Annotated in this window: 12 protein-coding genes; all 12 read left to right on the forward strand. The window is 50.0% G+C overall.

All coding sequences use genetic code 11. The annotated features are described in order from the left end of the window. Positions 1–15: 15 nt before the first annotated feature. On the forward strand, positions 16–2850 hold the full coding sequence (locus tag GX019_00600; protein ID HHT35657.1) for a hypothetical protein: 2835 nt from the start codon (positions 16–18) through the stop codon (positions 2848–2850). Then, a complete protein-coding gene (locus tag GX019_00605; GenBank protein ID HHT35658.1) occupies positions 2840–3745 on the forward strand; it encodes a sugar ABC transporter permease in 906 nt (301 codons plus the stop codon). Before GX019_00600 ends, GX019_00605 begins: the two co-directional genes overlap by 11 nt. A gap of 4 nt (positions 3746–3749) precedes the next feature. Beyond that, positions 3750–4718: a carbohydrate ABC transporter permease gene (locus GX019_00610; GenBank protein HHT35659.1), complete on the forward strand. Its 969-nt coding sequence runs from the start codon at positions 3750–3752 to the stop codon at positions 4716–4718. A gap of 11 nt (positions 4719–4729) precedes the next feature. After that, positions 4730–7006 carry an alpha-xylosidase gene (locus tag GX019_00615; GenBank protein ID HHT35660.1) on the forward strand — a complete coding sequence of 759 codons (2277 nt, stop codon included), beginning with the start codon at positions 4730–4732 and terminating at the stop codon, positions 7004–7006. A 258-nt stretch (positions 7007–7264) separates the two neighbouring features. After that, positions 7265–8629, forward strand: coding sequence for a hypothetical protein (locus GX019_00620; protein HHT35661.1), 1365 nt, complete (start codon positions 7265–7267; stop codon positions 8627–8629). Between the two features lie 113 nt (positions 8630–8742). Next, the gene (locus GX019_00625) at positions 8743–10083 is read left to right on the forward strand and encodes an alpha-L-fucosidase (GenBank protein ID HHT35662.1); all 1341 of its coding nucleotides are present in this window, start codon (positions 8743–8745) and stop codon (positions 10081–10083) included. Positions 10084–10102: 19 nt separating this feature from the next. Continuing rightward, positions 10103–12115 carry a beta-galactosidase gene (locus tag GX019_00630; GenBank protein ID HHT35663.1) on the forward strand — a complete coding sequence of 671 codons (2013 nt, stop codon included), beginning with the start codon at positions 10103–10105 and terminating at the stop codon, positions 12113–12115. Positions 12116–12186: 71 nt separating this feature from the next. Beyond that, positions 12187–14856: a hypothetical protein gene (locus tag GX019_00635; protein HHT35664.1), complete on the forward strand. Its 2670-nt coding sequence runs from the start codon at positions 12187–12189 to the stop codon at positions 14854–14856. Positions 14857–14876: 20 nt separating this feature from the next. Further along, positions 14877–16022 (forward strand): hypothetical protein, encoded by a 1146-nt coding sequence (locus GX019_00640; GenBank protein HHT35665.1) that lies wholly within the window; start codon positions 14877–14879, stop codon positions 16020–16022. A 23-nt stretch (positions 16023–16045) separates the two neighbouring features. Next, a complete protein-coding gene (locus tag GX019_00645; protein ID HHT35666.1) occupies positions 16046–18262 on the forward strand; it encodes an SUMF1/EgtB/PvdO family nonheme iron enzyme in 2217 nt (738 codons plus the stop codon). Between the two features lie 11 nt (positions 18263–18273). Beyond that, entirely contained in the window at positions 18274–19350 is a 1077-nt protein-coding gene (locus tag GX019_00650; GenBank protein ID HHT35667.1) for a Gfo/Idh/MocA family oxidoreductase, read from the forward strand. Positions 19351–19364: 14 nt separating this feature from the next. After that, on the forward strand, positions 19365–21191 hold the full coding sequence (locus GX019_00655) for a six-hairpin glycosidase (protein ID HHT35668.1): 1827 nt from the start codon (positions 19365–19367) through the stop codon (positions 21189–21191). Positions 21192–21195 lie beyond the last annotated feature (4 nt).

The raw sequence follows: 21195 nt of genomic DNA on the forward strand, positions 1-21195 counted from the left end.
AGGGGAGAGATCAGAGTGAAAAAGCGGCTGGTATACCAACACATATTTGTAACCTTGATGGCATTAGGAGTGATCCTGGCGGGAACCTGCCAAGTTTTTGCCCAACTGGATAACTTTCAGCTTGCTGCCGCTAATGAATACCTCAATCTGTATATTAATCCTGAGACAGCTGAAGCCGCAGTTGAAGACCGGGCATCCGGAAAAATGTGGTTTACCAATCCTCAGGATCGGGCGGCCACCAGCCGCGGCACTGTGCTGCAGCGGTTAAGCAGCCAGTTTACCATTGTCTATCATAATGAGAATATCATTGAAGTCGCTAAAGACAATTACCGCTACTGCATTACTTACGAGCAGTTCGAGATTACTCCCATTGAACAGGGAGTGCGGTTTGACTACACAATCGTGGAAGAATGGAAGCCGGAGCACTATCTGCCCCAGATGATCAGCCAAGAGCGGATGGATGAGCTGATTTTAGGGAAAATTGCCAGCGCAAAAGACCAGCAGACTGTGCTCGGTGTATACAATTTAATAATGCTGGCTCCTGTAGGTGATGGAGAGCGCTTGGCCATTAGAGGCTTAGATCAGGACAAGGTTTTCGGTGAATATGACGTTGTGGTTCTTAACCCGGATTACCTGGAGCAGCAGGAGACCCTGGCGGCTCTCCAAGCTGAACAGGCAGCCGCTGCGGATGAGGAGGAGAAAGCAAAACTCCAGTCTCAGATCGATAAACTGCAGCAGCAGATGAATAAAACTAAGGAAGATTTGACTCTGCGGCTTCTCCGCGTCATTCAGGGCAGCCGCGCTGATTTGGATAAAATTGATGACATTACTCCCGAGGATATGAGCCAGCTCGTCAATACGCCTACTTATCTGATGGCTCAGGTGCCGGCATTTCGCCTCACCGGAGTGCAGGCAGTTGTGGTCGAAACGGGCTATACCCCGATAGATGCGGGTTTAGATCATGAAATGAACAATCTTGATCCACCGCTTCCGAACCTGGAAATTTTCCAGGTACCAATTGAGTATGTTTTGGATGGGCCGAATCTGCTGGTGCGGATTCCCGCCAAGGACATTGTGTATCCGATTGATGTGGAAGACACACTTGGTGAGAAGTATACGTTCCCGCTGCTGAGGATCAGTGTCTTAGAGTGGTTCGGAGCAGCCGGAGCTGAGCAAGATGGATACATTCTTGTCCCTGATGGCTCAGGTGCTTTAATCTACTTAAACAACGGCCGCATTAACGCTTCCGCGTTTAATGTTCCGGTTTACGGCCGCGACAATTCCCTTGATCTTCTCAAAGAAGTCCAGAATTACCCGGAGATTATTCGGCTGCCGGTCTTTGGTTTAAAGCAGGAGGATCAGGCGTTCTTTGCCATTATTGAAGAAGGAGCTCCGCTGGCAAGAATCAGAGCAGATATATCAGGACGGGCTGCCAACTACAACCAAGTTTACGCGGAATTTGTCCCCCTGCCGTCAGGTGAGATTTCGTACCGGATCGAAGATGTCAGTTCCGGGCGAATTCCAACCTACCAAGCAAGGAAATATGAAGGCGATTTTGTCATCCGCTTTGCTTTTCTGACCGGTGAAAAAGCTGATTACGCCGGGATGGCTGAGTGCTACCGCAGTTATCTTACTGAGCGCTATGATTTTACACCGGTGGAAAGCAGACCTAGTATTCCGTTTTATCTGGAACTGATTGGTGCCATCGATAAGCTGGAACCGGTTTTAGGTATTGCCCGGACAGTGACTCATCCCTTAACCACTTTCAGTCAGGCGCAAGAAATTGCCGCCGACCTTGGTGAGCAGGGGATAGAACAGATTCAGCTGAAGTATACCGGCTGGCTTCGGGGCGGTGTAAATCACCATTATCCTGACCAGGCTGCGGCAGAAAAGGTTTTGGGCGGAGAAGCTGATTTTCGCGATCTCATTGCTTTCATGGAAGAGCAGGGCTATGAACTCTATCCGAGCGTTGGTTTTATGCGGGTTTACCGCACCAGCTTTTTCAGCAAGTTCAGCCCGCGCAAGCACGCAGCGCGCTTTTTGGACCAGCTGCCAGCTCGCGCCCATAGGTTTTATTTGGATTCCTTTGAGCGGAACTCATCCGCCTTTGAATATCTGTTATCCCCAGGCAGACTACCTTGGCTGGTGGACAGCTTTATGCAGGACTACCAGAAATACGGTTTGAACAGCATCTCCTTATTTGATATGGCCCGGGAAGTAAACTCAGATTTTGTCGATAAAGCCGAAGTTGTTATCGATCGGGTCCAGGCTGAACAGCTTGTTTCCGAGCAGCTGGAGAAGATTAAAGCATCCGGATCCAAGCTGATGGTCGATCGCGGCAATGCCTATGCGCTTCCCTACGCTGATGCAATTGTCAACCTGCCTACTTCCAGCAGTGGGTATAGTTTAGTAAATGCAAGCATTCCTTTTTATCAGATGGTAATCCACGGCTTAATTGATTACGCTGGAGAGCCGATCAATCTCGCTTCCAACCAGACAAAGGCGGTGTTGAGGATGCTGGAGTCAGGAGGATATCCGTACTTTATCGGCAGTTATGCTGAGTCCTTTGAAGTCAAAAACACTGACTTTGAACATTTATACGCTCTGCATTATCGGGATTGGCTCGATCATGCCGCTGAGGTTTATCGGGTAGCAAATGAAGTGCTCAAGGATGTGCAGGATCAGCGAATTGTGGACCACAGGATTCTGGCGGACGGTGTCCACCAAACCACCTATGCAAACGGCAAGTCAATAATCGTTAACTACAACCGAGAAGCAGTGACTGTTGACGGCAGATGGATTGGTGCAGAGAACTTTATTGTATTGGAGGGCGGAGTTTATGAACATTAAATTGCCGCGCTTAACTCTCAGGCGCAAGCGGGCGATGTGGGGGTATGTGTTTACAGCTCCTTTTGCCATTGGTTTTGTTCTCTTTTTCCTGGCGCCGATGCTGCAGTCAATCCAATTTGCCTTTAACGAGCTGACCATGACTGCTTCAGGATTCAATCTGCACAATGTAGGCTGGGAGAATTTTCGGTATGTGCTGCAGGTCGACCCTGATTTTCTCCAGATCTTTACAGAAACCACTTTAGGAATTCTGATCGATATTCCGGCTGTAATAATCTTCAGCTTTTTTGCAGCCAGTCTCTTAAACCAAAGGTTCCGCGGCCGCACGATTGCGCGGGTGATCTTCTTTATGCCGGTAGTGCTGACAGCCGGTGTAATCTACGAGCTGGAAGTCCAAGACATTTTCCACCACATGCGTGCTTATGTCCCGGGGCAGGATGGATTCATCTCCGGATCTCAGGCTCTGATTGGACTGATGTTTAGGCTGCAGATACCCGCGGCCTTTGTCCAGTACATCATTACGGCGGTTGGCCGCATCCCTGCAATCATTAATGCGTCAGCTATTCCGATCCTGATCTTTTTAGCAGGACTGCAGGGGATTCCTTCGTCACTGTATGAATGCGCCAAAATCGAAGGTGCTACCGGGTGGGAGAGTTTTTGGAAGATTACCTTTCCGCTGATCTCGCCCCTGTTTTTGACCAATATCGTTTATATTATTGTTGATTCGTTTACCACCCCCGCTAACCAGCTTGTTGACCACATATATAAAACGGCATGGCTGCGTAATATGTTTGGCGCGAGTGTGGCCATGACCTGGATGTACTTTGCTGCTATTGCCGTGATTATTCTGCTGGTTTTTGCAGTCTTATCAAGACGGGTTGTCTATATGGAGGAGTGACAAAATGGGTATGGAAGCTAGGATTGCTGCGAAGGATGAAATGCGCCATGTCAGCAAGTACAGCACATCAAGCTACTGGGCTGCTACCGCTTGGAGCCTGGTTAGGGCAGTCTTGATTGCGGGCATCTGCTTTATCATTGTCTACCCGGTGCTGGTCAAGTTTTCATCTTCGCTGATGACTGAAGCGGATTTGTTCGATGTCACCGTGCGCTGGGTTCCCCGCCGCTTTAACATCCGCACTGTTGTTGGTAATTATGTAGATGTTTACCGGGAGATGGATTATCTGCGGGCGCTGTTTAACTCAACGGTATTAGCCTTAACTGTGGCTGTGCTGCAGGCGGCATCGTGTACCGTTATCGGCTACGGTTTGGCGCGGTTTGAGTTTTTCGGCAACCGCCTCATGTTCGCGATGGTTATCTTTACCCTGCTGGTGCCTCCTCAGATGGTAAACATACCGCTGTTCTTGAATTTTCGGACCTTTGATTTATTTGGATTGTTGGAAAACCCGATCAATCTCATCGGCACATATTGGCCGTTTGTGCTCACTTCGATAACCGGATTAGGTCTCAAAAACGGACTTTTTATCTACATTATGCGGCAGTTTTTTAAAGGCATGCCGAAGAGCTTGGAAGAAGCAGCCCTGGTGGATGGAGCGGGACAGCTGCGCACGTTCTTTAGAATTATGCTGCCGGGTGCCAAGGTTTCTCTGATTATTGTCTTCTTATTCTCGTTTGTCTGGCAGTACAATGATTTGTTCTTAACGTCCATGTATATGCGGCAGACTCAGACGCTGCTGCCGTTTAAACTGAGAAACCTGACTTTGATTTTTGACAACCTGGATTACTCGGATGAGTATATTTCGGTGATTATCAACACAGGAATGATTATGTTCATTACGCCGGTACTACTGCTGTACGCTTTCCTGCAGAGATACTTTATTGAAAGTATTGAGCGGACTGGAATTGTGGGTTAGGGGCTGATTTTGTGAAACAAAGCAATAATTTTATCGGAGATATGCTCGACTTTGATTTGCCGGAGGCAGCTGATGATGTTTTCTGGCTTGGCGGGAGACCGACGGCGGTTCGGGCAGAAAATGGCGCTGCAGTGATTACAATACCCTTTCAAGCCCAGACCAGGCCGAAATTAAATCCTGATCCTTCGCAAGCGCCGAAATCCTATGATCTGATTGTCCGAGCTTACGGAGAGAAGATCGTCCGCTGTTCCATTTCTTTTGGCAGTGACTTTCCGGAAGATGACACCAATGTGATGATGGAATGGGATCCGGCTCTTAAGCAGGAGCCATTAGAAGTTAGACCAGCTGCAGCAGGCTGGGATATAGTTGACAGCAGCGGAAATGTGCGGATGACCATCACGACCGCAGAGCAACCCATTAAAAAGTGGAGCTCGCTGCTGCCGCCGCCGCAGGATATCTTTGCTGCTGCCGTCTACCCCGATGGTAAAACCGCTGTGCCCTTTATGGCTTATGATACTTTTTCACCGGGGCACATCGATTCCGCCAGCTTGGGCTATGTAGAGCGTGATTCTAAACCAAACCGCTCTGTGTTTTCGCTGTACGCAGGACCGGATGAAAAGTTTGCCGGAACCGGCGAGCGGTTTTTGGGCATGAACCTTTCCGGACAAACCATTATTTTAGAAAATGAGGATGCGGCCGGTGCTAACAGCCGCAGGGCTTATAAAAACATTCCGTTTTACCTTTCCAGCCGCGGTTATGGACTCTTAATTATGACTTCCTACCATGTGCGGCTTTCTCTGGCCGATATCTCAACCAGAGCGGCTCAAGGGCTGGTTGAATCAGATCTTCTGGATCTGTTTTTTATCGGAGGCGAGACTCCGGCTGAGATTATTCGCGGTTACTGGCAGATAACCGGATATCCCCGGAATGTGCCGCTATGGTCATATGGTGTATGGATGAGCCGCATGACCTACTTTTCAGCCGAAGAAACGCTGGATATCGCCCGTAAGCTGAGGGAAGGCGGATATCCCTGCGATGTAATTCACCTTGATACCGGATGGTTCCGGAAAGATTGGCAGTGCGAGTGGGAGTTTAACGAAAGAACCTTCCCCGATCCCAAGGGCTACATGGGTCAGATGCGGGACATGGGGATCAGAATCTCGCTGTGGCAGACTCCAAATGTTGCGAAGAAAACGAAGCATTACCAGACGGCCATCGAAAATGGCTATCTGCCCCGGAAGCGGGCTGCTTCAGGGGATGCTTCCAACTTCGGCGCGGTAGAATACGGCGGCCGGATTGATTTTACCAATCCGGAAGCGGTTAAGTGGTACCAGGGGCTTTTGAAAAATCTTTTTGATTTGGGTGCTGAAGTAATCAAAACTGACTTTGGTGAGATGATTGATTCCAACGCTGAGTTTTTTAACGGCATGAGCGGTGAGGAACTCCACAATCTCTACGCTCTTTTGTACCAGAAAGCAGCTTTCGATATTACAGAAAAGACTAAAGGCCGGGATCAGGCCATAATTTGGGCGCGGGCCGGTTGGACAGGATGCCAGCGGTATCCAGTGCACTGGAACGGGGACTGCGCCAGCACTTGGGATGGTCTGGCGGGAACAATTCGGTCGGGACTGCACATCGGTGTTTCCGGATTTGCCTTTTGGAGCCATGATGTGGGAGGGTTTCATGGACTTCCGGATTTTATGAACAGCTGGCCCGATGAAAAATTGTATCTGCGCTGGACTCAAGTAGGCGTTTTTACCAGCCACATGCGCTATCACGGCACTAATCCCCGGGAACCTTATCTCTATCCGGAAGTAAGCGATTTGGTGAGGGAGTGGCTGAAACTCCGCTATGCTCTGATTCCGTATCTGGATGAGCAGGGCAAAAAGGCGGTCAGCAGCGGTTATCCTGTCCTGCGGGCTTTGATTTTCCATCATTATGATGATCCATTCTGCTGGTATATCGATGATCAGTTCTACTGTGGTGATCAGCTCTTAATTGCGCCGATCCTGAATCCGGAAGGAATCAGAAATGTTTATCTGCCGGCAGGTCAGTGGACCGATTTTTGGACCGGTGAAGTGATTGTAGGACCGGTGATGTTAAAGGATGTCAAAGCGGAGCTGTCCCGGATTCCAGTTTACTGCGCAACCGGATCGAAGATTTCGGTTTATCCAGAGGTGGTGCAGCATACTGGTGAAATGGATTTGAATAAAACTGTCCACCTAAATTTTGACCAAACATATCGGGGCTTTGACCAGTCTATTTTAGGTAAAATCATTAAAATTTAGAGGTTAAGAAACGGTGTTATATATTAAGTAATTGGGAAAGATGCTCTTGATTTTTTAGCTGGAGACGCATATAATTTAGATGAAGGTAAAAAATGCGTGTTGTTTTAGTAAATGCTAACTAAAAATTGACTAAAAAAGTTGGCTGGAGATCAGCGTCGGATTTAGTGCGGAAAGTACAAAACTGTCAAGGCTGCACTATCAGACTTATCGTTAGGGATGAGTCTGATTCAAAACAAAAATTAAGGAGGAGGTCTATTTATGTTTACAAAGGGAAAAATGCTGGTTCCTAGTTTGATCCTGGTGATCGCGCTAGTTATGGCCAGCGGATTCGCAGCAGCCAATCAGGAGTTTGATTTCAATGGCGAAACATTGAAATTCCAAACTCGCTGGTGGGGTGTAACTCCACTTGGACCGAGAAACGAGTTTGACTGGTACGGTCCAGATTCACTGCTTCAAGCGCACATTGAAGAAATTGAGGAAATGTTTAACTGCAAGATCGAATGGGTTGAGCCCGGCGAGTGGTTTGGTGACCAATCATTCCTGGTAACCCACATGATGGCGGGAGATCTGCCGTTCCACTTCACTCACTTAGAAGAAGAAAGAATGGCGATTCAAGCTTCCCTGGGAACTCTCGCTCCTTTAGAAGATGTACTGGAAGACGACTTCTATGAAGGCTATCCAGATCTGTTCAAATCCGACGTTCGCAATCCCGGCTATACTTTCGGCAACCATGTCTACGGTTTTGAAGCGCTGAACTTCCAGCGGGAAGTTGTTGGTATTATTTGGAACATTGATTTATTCGAGCGGGAAGGCCTGCCTAACCTCTATGAGCTGTACGAGAATGGCGAGTGGACCTATGAAGTAATGGCTGACATTGCCCGCAAAGCAACCAAGGATACAGACGGCGACGGCGTTATCGACCAAATGGGATTATATGTGGATCCCCAGAGATTCTATACTCACGCAGTCTATTCATTCGGCGGCTCCTTTGAAAGAAACGCCAACGGCAAGATCGAGTTTGCCCTTAACGATCCAAAATCACTGCAGGGTCTCGAGTTCGCAGTTGGATTGTTCAGAGAAGGCGTAGCTAACGCTGACTATTGGGGCAAGCGTCGGGATGGTAACTTTGCAATGGGTTACTACTACGTCCATGACCTGCCGAACGTTGGTCAAAACTCCACCGATCGCTTCGGTATTGTTCCGCCGCCAAAAGGACCGGGCAGCGATGAGCACCTGGTCGACATCTGGAGTCAGTGGATGGGTGTTATTCCCCTTGGCGTTGAGAATCCAAGAGGCGTAATCGAAGTTGCTAAAGCGCTCTTCGGTTTAAGTGAACCTTACATCGCAGATATGAGCGCGTGGGAAGACAATTGGTGGTACGTATCACCGGGTCACGGCAACTACATCCAGGATATGGAAACATTTGAAAACTGGCAGTGGATGCTCGGTAACGCTAGAGGCCTGCTGGCACCGTACCTGAAGATGGCGATCAAGATGGCTGACTGGGATTGGTGGACTAAGTTCCATAACGCAGTTGTTACTGACGGCCAAAGTATCTCGGCTTACATTGATCAGTGGACACCAGTAATTCAAGCAGAATTGGATTCAGTACTAGGCCAATAAGTGAAGGAGAAAGCATTTGACTTTTAATTTAAAAATGAAAAGAGCTAGATGAACAGTCTAGCTCTTTTCACTACTATAGAAACCAGTTATTAGAAAAGTGGAGGAAAGAAGGTATGACAAAACCATATGTTCGGGAAATGACCGGTGACGAGCTGAAGTCAATGCTGAAAAGCAGCATTCAGTTTAAGAGCTTGGGAGGGGTAAAGCATCCCGGATTAAAACTCAGCGAAGAGGATTTGGTCTGGTGGCGGGATGCCAAGTTCGGCATGTTTATTCACTGGGGGCTGTATTCGATTCTCGGCAGAGGCGAATGGGTAATGCACAATGAGAAAATCCCTGCGGAAGAATACAGAAAATTGGCGCAGGAATTTAACCCTCAGCATTTTGATGCGGATCAATGGGCTCAGATTGCCAAGGATGCGGGTATGCGCTACATGGTGATGGTATCCCGCCACCATGACGGCTTTGCGCTTTGGGACAGCCCCGGCAGCTACCAGGATTTTACCAGCATGAATTCAGCCGCCAAACGGGATTTTGTCAAGGAGTATGTAGAGGCGTGCCGCAGAGCCGGCCTCAAGGTTGGGCTCTACTATTCGCCCATGGACTGGCGCTTCCCCGGCTATTTTCAGCCAAAAGAGCTTCTGGACAACGCTCTCTTGATGAAAAAGCAGTGCTACGATCAAGTCCGGGAATTGATGACCAACTATGGGCCGATTGATATTCTCTGGTATGACGGCGCTTGGCTGGCTCACAAAAACCACGACCCGGATGCGGCTTGGCTGTGGGAACCGATCAAACTTAACCAGATGGTGCGGGAGATCAATCCCAAGGTTGTAATTAACCCCCGCTCGGGCTGGGAAGGGGATTTCTACTGTGATGAAGGCTCCCATGAGATTTCCGGCGGCATAATTCCGGTACCATGGGAAAAATGTCTGTGCATCTGCAGCGGCACCTCCTGGGGCTGGATTCCTGATGATCCGGTGATGGAATTTGATGATGCAATCAGAATGTTTGTCAATGTGTGGGTTCGCGACGGCAATATTCTCTTGAACGTAGGCCCTGATCGAGACGGGCTGTTCCCGCCTGAGGTTGTGGAAAGACTGGAGGAAATTGGAGTATGGATGCGGGCAAATGGTGAAAGTATCTACGGCACCCGCGGCGGTCCGTTCCAGCCGGTGGATCAGGTATACGGCAGCACTTATAAGGATCATAAAATTTATGTGCATATTCTCGATTACGACAAGTTTAAGGATCTGCGTCTGCCTGCGCTGGAGCAGAAGATTGTCAGCTGTCAAACAATCGGCGGTGAACAGGTAGAGTTTGAGCAGACAGAGGGAGGAATTAAAATCTCCTTATCTCCAGATCAGATCACACCTCCGGACACAATTGTTGTGCTGGAATTGGATGCCCCAGTGCCCAAACCAGAGCTGGAAGAAATATCATTTAAAGGTTAGTACAGAAAAGGAGTCCAAGATGAAATACGGAGTTTCATACTATCCTGAGCATAAACAGCGAGCTGAGATCGAGCAGGACATTCAATTGATGCAGGAGTTGGGGATCAACTTTGTCCGCATGGGCGAGTTTGCCTGGTGCAAATTTGAGCCGGTGGAAGGCCAGTATGAATTTGACTGGTTGGATCCGGTTATCGAAGAGCTGGGGCAGCTCGGTATCCTGACCATTATCTGCACCCCAACTGCCTGCCCGCCCGCTTGGCTGGTAGAGAAGCACCCGGAGATTCTGTATGTGGATAACCGGGGCATGACCCGGCCTTTCGGCGGCAGGCGCAGCTACTGCTACAACAACCCGGTTTACCGGGAATATTCTCGGAAAATAGCTGAGGCAATCGGGAAGCATTATCGCGATAATCCCCATGTCTTTGCTTTTCAAATAGATAACGAATTGGCGCAGGAGGGCACCGGCCGCTGCCGCTGCCCTGTCTGCCGGGATAAGTTTCACGGCTGGCTGGAAGAAAAATATGGGACCATCGATGAGCTCAACCAGAAGCTGGGCACGATTTTCTGGGGGCAGACCTACGATCATTTCGGCCAGATCAATCCGCCGGTCAATTCCATCGAGCCCAATACCAACCAGGCAATCACGGCCTTTTTTGAAAACCCATCGCTGCGTTTAGATTTTGAACGGTTCTGCAGTGATTCCAATATCGAGTACCAAAATATCCAAACGGAAGCGCTGCGCAAATACACCGATAAAGTCATCACAACCAATGCCACAGGGGTGGCTACTAACAGCATCAATTATTACAAAGCGTTTCAGGAACTGGATAGATACGCTTTCGATTATTACCCCAGCATCAGAGATCGGGAAGTCGATTCATTTCCCTATGCCCATGCCCGAGGGGTCCGCGGCGAGCAGTTCTGGCTGATGGAGTTTGTCTCCGGCGGCGGCCATGGTGCTTGGGGCGCAGGAAGGCTCCAGCACTATCCGGGAGCCCTGCAGCAGGCAGCGATGCACGCATTTGCTTCCGGCGCTGAGCTGGTTGCCCATTTTCAGTTTCGGACTTTCCCCTTCGGAGCAGAACAGCTGAATTATGCGATTGTGGATATTGACGGCATTCCCCGCCGCAAATTCTACGAAGTGCAGGCAGCAGCAGCTGATCTTAAAAAACTGGGAGAGATTCTGAAAAACTCGTCATTTAAGAACGAAGTGGCTTTATGCTTTGACTATGACGCTTTATGGGCCCTTAAGATTAAACCTGTTGCTAAGGACTTTGATTATGTCAAATTCTGCAGCGAGCTTTATAATGCTTTTGTCAGCCTTGGCGTCGGTGTGGATGTAGTCAGCTGTGAGGAAGATCTCAGCGGCTATAAGGCGGTGATTGTACCGACCCCGGCGGTGATGGACGGCCGCTTTAAACAGCGGTTGAAAGACTATGTGAATGCTGGAGGCATTCTGCTGTCCACCTTCCTGGCAGGCATTAAAAACGAGTACAATGTGGGCATTGCTGAATCGCTCCCCTGCGGTCTGACCGATTTATTCGGCATCCGAGTTGGCGAAGTGGAGCCGGTCTTTGAGCGCACTGTTTCTCAGATTGCTGTGACTGTTGGTGACAAGGAATATCAGGGTGCTAATAAATATTGGACCGAGACCCTAGAGGAAAATGGAGCTGAGATCATTGGTTTTTACGCTGACACCTTCAGGAAAGGTACCGGCGTGATCAGCAGAAATAATTATGGCAGGGGTCGCGCTTATTATCTCGGTACGGCGCTGGCCAGTGATCTGATGAAAACTTTAGCCCAGCTGATCATTGCTGACGGGAAAATTACCCAGGTGCCATTTCCGGTACTGCCGGGTGTGGAAGTAATTGTTCGGGAATATGCAGGCCGGAAAGTCTACTGTATCTTCAATTTCTGCCAGGAAGCAGTCGAGTTTGAACTCGGCGGGACTTACACTGATCTCCTGAACGATGCGGCAGTGGCTAACCTGAAACTTGATGCAAAGAGCTATGCATTTATTATGGATAATTGATTCGGTCAGCAAAGGGGGAGAGGGGAATGAAACAAGCAGTTATTCTAACTAGTGCTGAAAAAAACAAGCGGATCGAATTTGGAATTACTTATCTGGAAACAGCGCTTGCAAGCGCGGGTTATACGATTGAAAGAGGAGTTTTAGATCAAGATTACTACCGCTATCGGGATTTTCCGGGCGAGAAGATTTACATCGGCTGCAGGGGAACAGATCCCTTTACAGCTTGGCTCGAAGCAGAAGAAATCCTGATTTACCATGGACAGGAACCCCAACGGGAAGGGTTTTATCTCACTACTTGTCCCGGATTATTAACCGCTGTTGTCGGTGGAGATGATGTTGGGGCGCTGTATGGCTGTTTGGAATTGGCGGAGCGGATTGAAGCAGCAGGCGGGATTCCCGCTAATCTGGCGTTTTATGATGCTCCTGAGTTTAAACTGAGGGGACCCTGCCTGGGTCTGCAGAAAACCAAGATTGAACCGCCGCGGCTTACTTATGAGTATCCGATTACTCCGGATCGGTTCCCCTGGTTTTATGATCGGGAAATGTGGTTAAAGCTGCTGGACCGCATGGTTGAGTACCGCTGCAATGTGCTTTACTTGTGGAGCGGCCATCCCTTTTCCTCCTTGGTTAAGCTCGCGGATTATCCGGAGGCGCTGGAAGTAACGGATGAAGAGTTCGAGCTCAACCGGGAGATGTTCGGCTGGCTGACCGAAGAGTGCGACCGCCGCGGCATCTGGGTGGTTTTGAAGTTCTACAACATTCACATTCCCCATCCATTTGCGGTAAAGCACGGCCTGGAGCAGCGGCAGAGCCGAATTCATCCCCTAGTAGCGGATTATACCCGGAAGTCAATTGTTGAATTCATCAAGTCCTTCCCGAGAATTGGTTTGATGGTGTGCCTTGGGGAAGCTCTCCGGGGCTATGACAATAAAACGGAGTGGTTTGTGGATACGATCATTCCTGCTGTGAGAGAAGGCATTAAGGAAGCGGGACTGACAGAAGAGCCGCCGATTATTCTCCGCGCCCACGACTGCGATCCCTTTGCAGCAATTGAGGGAGCGGCGGAGCAGTACTCCAATCTCTATACGATGTGGAAATACAATGGGGAAAGCCTCACTACTTATTATCAGCGGGGCAATTGGCACAAGCAGCACGCGGCCTTGAGCAAGATGAAATCGACCCACATCATCAATGTTCACGTGCTGGCCAACTTGGAGCCGTTTCGCTTTAAAGCTGCCAATTATATTCTTAAATGCATGCAGTCGGCTAAATACCAGCTTGGCGGCAATGGACTCCATCTTTACCCGCTCTTTTATTGGGATTGGCCCTACGCTCCGGACAAGGCCGAACCGCGTCTTCTGCAGCTGGATCGGGATTGGCTGTGGTACGAAGCGTGGTTCCGCTACGCGTGGAATCCGGAGCGGAATGAGCAAACAGAAGCTCTCTACTGGACCAAGCGCCTGGCAGAGCACTATGGGTTAGAACTGGAAAGAGCAGAGCAGCTGCGGCAGGCTGTCGAAAGCGCCGGCCATATTGCTCCAAAGATTTTGGGTCGGATCGGTATTACCGAAGGCAACCGCCAGACTTTCAGCCTCGGCATGACCATGAGCCAAATCACCAATGTCAACCGCTATGGCCCGAACCGGGAGCTCTGGAATTCAGTCGCCCGTCGGGGCGAGCAGCCCGATGACTACATCACCAACGAAGTGGCGGGGCAGCCCCATATCGGTGAAACGCCTTATGATACTATCGCAGAAGTAAAAGCCGATGCCAAAATAGCTCTCGCCAGCATCAACAGCGCTTTAGAAAGTTTAACCAACCCCGATCCGGAGTTGGTGCGGATTAAGACAGATATTGAAGCCCTGTATTATCTCACTGAATTCTACTGCGCTAAACTGGAAGCGGGAATGCTGATTTTAAAATACAAATACACCATGGACGAGAATTACCAAGGGGATTTTGATCTGCTCGAGCAGGCGGCAGATTGGATGGCAGAGAGTCTGAAAGCTTACCGCAGAGTGACTGAGCTTACCAAAGATACCTATCTTTATGCCAACAGCCTTCAGACCACCCACCGCAAGATTCCTTTCCCCGATGGGGAGCGGTATTACCACTGGTCGCAATGCCTGCCTGAATATGAGCAGGAATATGAGAACTTTGTCCGCAATGCCGCGCGGCTGAAAGCAGGTGAGCTGCCGCAGTTTGCAGCTGGGGATCAGCCGGTGAAAAAGCTTCCGGAAGCAGAATTTGAGCTGTTAAGTCCGGAGTGGGAACTGTGCCCGGTGCGGATTGGCAGCAGGTTGTTTAAGGATGGACGGGAGATAATCCAGGCGGTTATTCCGCCCCTGGACGGCATGACCGGCATCCGCCTAAGCCACGCAGCCTGCCGCAGTAAAGGGGCAGAAATTAAGCTGGAGTTGAAAGAAGACAGCCAGATCTTAATTGGATATATCAAGGACCAGGATCAGAAGTGGCTGCAGGCGCCGAAACTGGAAACCAATGCTCACGCAGATGATCGGGGCGGATTTAAAGTCCAGTTCGGCAATGCGGTGCTCGCTTCTGACTGCCCGGCTGTCGATATTCATGCCCTGCAGTATGAAAAGGGTGTCCATGAGCTGTACTTAGGTACCGGAAGCTTTCTGGTTATAGGCATTGTGCCAAAAACCGTCAACTTGGCGGATGCAGCCGGCAAGTATGCCAAAGATGGTCCGGAAACCTTAGATTGGCTGTACACAGAATAGATGAGTGGAGGCGGTGCCGAGTGACTTCTAAAGAAAGAGTGCTGAAAACAATTGCCCATCAGGAACCAGATCGGGTTCCGGTGGGAGAATGGGGCATCGATCACGATCATGTCAGTAGGATTATCGGCCGCCATACTTATTACCGCAACCGCCGCGATGAAACGATTGCCATTTGGGAAGGCAGACGAGACGAGGTTGTGGGCAGCTATAAGCACGACTATGAAGAGCTGATCAAGAAACTGGATTACGACATCATTACCGTTGATCTAGTACCGCCGCGAGGCTATATCCATCCTGACCCTCCCCGCAGAATCGGGGAGGGTGTGTGGGAGGATTCCCGGGGACGAATTTATAAATATGCGGCCAGCAATGATTCAATCATGTGCATCGATAATAAGGAGCCTGCCCGGGAGCAGGTTACTGACGAGGATCTTGCAAGGCTTTTTGCCAGTTTGGATCAGATGGACGATTCTATCTTCGAGCTCGTCGATTATTTCGGGGCTAAATACGGCGATGAGAAAGTGGTTTTATTCCGCGGCATCGATATCTACGACTGTTTGATGAATGTTTTTGGCGGCGATCAAGAGCATCAGCTGATTCTGCCTCTAATTGCTCCGGAACAGATCAAGAAAGTGCGTGATTACGCCTTAGCGTACAATAAAAAGCTGATCAAGCACTGCGCAGAAAACAAGGTGTTAATCTGCATGCAGGGGAAAGATTTCGGGATGAATACTTCTACAATCATGTCGCCTGCAGTAATCCGGGACATCTATCTGCCATTGATTGCGGAAGTCAACCGGGAAATCGCAGCTCACGGGATGATTCCCTTCTTCCACTGCTGCGGCAATATCTGGGCGATTCTCGATGATTTTGCAGCAGCTGGCTATCAGGGATACCAGTCGATTCAAGAAACGGCGGGTATGGATACCCGGCGGGTTAAGGAGCAGTATGGTGATATTCTCACGCTCTGGACTGGAATCCAGTGCGAGACCTTAATTGAAGGTACGCTGGCGGAGACGGAGCAGGAGGTTAGGTCGGCGTTAGAGTTTTTAATGCCGGGAGGGGGATTTATTTTCGGCTCCACCAATTCAGTTCAGTATGGAGCTAAGACCGACAACTACCTCAAAGCTCTGGAGATTGTGCGGGAATATGGGATCTACCGCTGAGAATGGTGATGGAGGAAAAGAAGATGGTTGATCTAAAGATGGTGAAAGTAACGGCCGGCGAGTATAAGCGGGGTGGCGGTGATCTGAAAGACAGACCAGATGCGCTGCCTCGCCACAAGGTAACCCTTACCAGCGATTTTGCGATCTCGCAGGAGCCGATTAAATACGACTTGTTTGCGCACTTTTATCTGGAAAGGTACGGTGAAAAGCCGGATGTAGAGAACTATATGGGTTATGTGATTGGGGTCAGCTGGTATGAGGCGGATGAATTCTGCCGCTGGCTGACGGAAAAAACCGGTGAGTTCTACCGTCTGCCGACAGAAGCAGAGTGGGAGTACTGTGCACGAAACAGCCGCAAATTAGGCCTTGACCGGATGTGCGACCTGCATCTGCGGGAGTGGTGTTTTGATTGGTACGATGTCTACTCGGAAGAGGATCAGATTGATCCCGCAGGGCCCGATGGAGGCATGTTTAAAGTTGTCAGGGGCGGATTTTTAGACAATCCGGAGCGGTTTAATACTTACCACACCGAAGTGTGGATGCGGGCGTCGATGGCGCCGAACTACCGCCACTACCCAGATGATATCCACAATGATTTTGGGCGCCACAATATTGGTTTCCGCGTGATCAAGGGACAACCTGCCGTGACCAACGGCAGGCAGGTTACTGCCCCCCTCAGTCTGCATGTAAAAGAAAACCCGCCGATGGGTAAAATCCGCGGGGATGTTCCTTATTTCCGCAAGCGGTTCTTATTTCCGATTCCGCCGGATACCGCTTCGTCCGAAGCGATTCGAGCATTCGGCTTAAATCCGCTGCTGCGGCACCACAACCATTCTCCGGGATTTGATGTGGCGCCAAATGGTGATTTGATCGTATCTTTTTACTCATCCTACTGGGAATACGACGCAGAGGTGGGGCTGATTGCCGCAAGGCTCCGGTATGGTGCCGATGAGTGGGAGCTTCCGGATATCTTCGTGAATCCCGTGGCAGTTAATGACCATGCGCCCCTCTTGTTTACTGATTCTGATGGCACCATCTACCATTTCTGGGGCTGGCCGGAGCTGGAAAATGCGTTTCCGTTCCAGTTCATCTACTCTAAAGACAGCGGCGCAACCTGGAGTGAAGTGCAGTTTCCCAAGTTTAAGGAGAAGGCGGAGCAGGTGATGCGCCAGCCGATTAACACTGTCGTGCACGCCCAGGACGGTTTTTATTACCTAGCCTGTGATGTGCGGGGCGAGTCCGCTTCGGTTTTGTACCGTTCCAAAGATTTGCTTAACTGGGAAGTGCCTCAGGGCAAGACTCCAGGCCGACACAGCACAGTAGTGGAGTTACAAGATGGGCGGCTGTTGGCTGTGGGTGGAAAAAACACTGCTATTGATGGCTATATGCCCCAAGGTATCTCCGGGGATCGGGGCGATACCTGGGAAGTGAGTAAAACTCCCTTTCCCGCCATGTCTTCGGGGCAGAGACCCTGCATCATTAGGCTTCAGAGCGGACGGCTGTTTATGTGCGGAGATTTCCAGAACAAACAGGGTCAAAGACCCCGGGAAGCAGGCCCCGACGAGTGGGGTTCCTACGCTGCTTATTCTGAGGACGAAGGAAAAACTTGGAAGTTTAAGAAATTATGGGGTACCCAGCACAAGAAGCAGGATGCCAACCAGTTAGGCGGGTCCCACACCATAGGATATGCGGTCTGCCGCCAGTCGCCGGATGGACTGATTCACATTATTACTTCCAACAACCGCCCCAGTCTCCACCTCTGCTTTAATGAAGCCTGGCTGTTGGACGATGCGGAACCGACCATTCCTGATGATCAGGAACTGATGTACGAGCGGGCAGCCAAACTGCGGGATGTGGAGACTTATACGGAAAAATACGAAAACGGACAGGTTAAGTGTGTCTATTCCGGCGGATTTGCTGAGGACGGGCGTTTTCTCCTCCATGGTGAAGAAAGATGGTATTATCCGTCCGGACAGCTGATGACCGAGTGCACTTATGAGTATGGGGTCAGGAAAAACCGCTATGTCCACTATTCTGAGTTGGGAGATAAAATCTGGGAATGGGAGTATCTAAAGGACAATACAGCTGTCTATAAAACTTATTATTCCAATAACCAGCTGAAGACTGTGGGCCGCTACCGCAGCCGCATTGCGGAAGGCTGGAGCGAGACCTATTCTCCTGAAGGTAAGGTAACTGCTAGATTCTTATTTGATAACGGCAGGATTATTAAAAACGAGTAAGAGGGAAAACCATGACAGATAAGCTGACTCTAGGTGTATTGGGTTTGGGGGAAGGCAGAAGCATTATTTCTGCCTGCCTCCAGAGTGAGATGTGGGAATTGGGCAATATCTGCGATATTAATGAAGAGATGTGCCGAGAGCGGGCAGAGGAGTTTGGACTTACCAAATACACAACCTCGTATCAGGACATGCTGCGGGATCCAGAAATAGATGTAATCGGAATTTACACTCCCGACCAGCTTCACGCTGCCCATATTAAGCTGGCACTCGAAGCGGGAAAACATGTGATCTGCACCAAACCCCTGATTGTGGATTTAAGCCAAGCCAAGGAGCTGTTGGAAGTGCAGAAGCGGACCGGGAAGGCGGTCTTTGTGGGTCAGAGCTCCCGCTATTTTGAGCCGATGGTGCGGCAGCGCCAGGATTATCTGGCGGGTAAGCACGGTGAGCTTGTAACAATTGAGACCCACTATATCAGTGATTCCCGCTGGTTTCTCCAGAAAAGCTGGAGCCATCAGTCCGGATTCTCGTGGCTGTACAATTTTATGAACCACGCGGTTGACTTGGCCGCTTGGTATCTGCCGGATGTGGAGGAAGTTTACGCGGTGGGAGTAGTCAGCGCCAACACCAAAGAATGGAAGCTGACAGTACCGGATACCATTAAAGCGGTTTTGAAGAGCACTAGCGGCATCTGCGCCAGCGCAGCCGGCGTTTATGCGGCGCCAACTCTGGGCAGCGCGGTGGAGCAGTCCATCAGCTGCACTCTCAGAGGCACGAAGGGAATCAGCCGCGCTGGATACCCAAAGCTTCAGTATTACACCAATTTCCCTCCGGTGAAGAAAACGGCAGAACTGCACACCTACGACGAAATGCATGGCTATTACTTCCGGTTTGAAGCGGAGACTCACCACGCGGGAGAATACCAGAATTATATTGAAGAATTTGCCTCCTGTCTCTTTCAGGGCAAAACACCAAAGCCGGATCTGGAGGAAGGGATTCGGACGATTGCGGTGCTGGAAGCAATCGATGAGTCGATGCGGACCGGAAAAGTTGTGAAAGTAGATGAAGTGCTGGCAAAATATCTTGGCTGAAGCAGGAAAGGAAGATGAGGGTGGACTACCGCCGGAGAACTGCGGCTAGGCAGCCAATCCGCTATATCGGCTCCGAAAAAGCAGATATCCGCTTCTATGACGGAGCCTTAAGGCGCGCCATCGGTGCCAAAAACTATCAGGTAATGCGGGCCAACCGAGAGTTTCCTGAATCCCAGGAGGATTACGGCTGGACCTACAACCACGCGCCGATGCTCTGCTGGTGGAACGATCATTTCTGGGTTCAGTATCTCAGCAATCCGGTCAGCGAGCATGAACCGCCATCCCATACGCTTTTGACTTGGTCCCGAGATGGAGAAAAGTGGTCTAAGCCGGTTGTGATCTTTCCCCAATTTCCCCTGCCGGAAGGGGTTTATACCGGTCCGGAAAAGGAGCTGTTAAAGCCCGGTGATACTGCCATCATGCACCAGCGGATGGGCTTTTATGTTACCAACAGCGGCAGGCTTTTGGTGTTAGGATTTTACGGTGTTTCCCCTAGGAAACAGGTCAGTCCCAACAATGGCTGGGGCATTGCCCGGGTGGTACGGGAAGTCTACGCAGACTTTACCTTCTCTCCGGTTTATGTGATCCGCTATAACGAATACGGTGGTTTCCAGCCTGAGCACATCGATTTTCCATTTTATCAAACCAGCGGCGATCCGGGCTTTATTGCAGCTTGTGATGAGCTGCTCGGCAATAAACTTGTAGTTCGGCAGTGGTGGGAAGAGCAGCGCTTCGATACCGAGCTCTTTAGTCAGTCCAGCCGGCAGGCATTCTGTTTCTATACTCTGCCGGATCAGCGTGTAGTCGGACTTTATAAGCACGCCGATGTCAATATCAGTGAGGATGGTGGAGAGAGCTGGGGCGATTATACTAGGTGCACATCGATTGAAACTTCAACCGGAAAGATCTGGGGCGAAAGAACAGAAGACGGCAGGTATGCTCTGGTTTACAATCCATCCACTGACAGCATGCACCGCTGGCCGCTGGCAGTTGTTACCAGCGATGATGGTGAAAATTTCGATCAGCTGCTGACTCTGACCCCTTTCGTTCCGCCTACCCGCTATGAAGGCTGGGCCAAGAATCTGGGTCCCCAGTATGTGCGGGGAATCTGTGAAGGCTTTCCTAAGCCCATGGACGGACATTTGTGGGTTACCTACAGCATGAATAAAGAGGATATCTGGGTCTGCAGGGTACCGGTGCCCATTACCGGTGAAGAAACCGAGCCCATAGATGAGGATTTCAGCGATCCGAACATTCCCAAATGGAACATTTACGCTCCGAGCTGGTGCCGGATCAATTGCTGTAAGGACAGCAAGGGTTTAGTAATCCGGGATAGTGATCCCTATGATAAAGCCATCGCCGAGCGGGTATTTCCGGAATCAGTGGTTCTTACCCTTCAGACTGAGATCATTCCTAACACAATCGGCGAAGCGGGGTTGTATCTAGATCTAACCGATGGCAGAGGCTCGACGCCGGTCAGAATAGTCTTTAAGCCGGATTACAATCTCTTTGTTAAAGCAAATGGCGTGTACCACCAGATCCACAGCTTTGCAGTAGATAAGGTTTATGGGATTACTATTAAAGCGGACTGTGTGCTCAATCAGTTTGCAGTTTGGATCAGCTGTGAAGAAGAAGAGCTGATTGCAAAAACCTACCGGTTTAATACATCAGTCCATAGTTTAGAGCGGCTGGTTTTCCAGACCAAAGATCGGGTTAATAACTATGATTTAGAATCAAACGGTAAAGATGGCAGTATGAGCGACCTTCCCAATGCGGGCAGGCGCGCTCCGGAAACGAAGTTTGTGATTACTATGGTGAAGACCATGGATCATCTTAAGTGAAAGG

It is taken from the genome of Bacillota bacterium (assembly GCA_012837335.1).
GTDB lineage: Bacteria > Bacillota > Limnochordia > Darwinibacteriales > DTU012 > DTU012.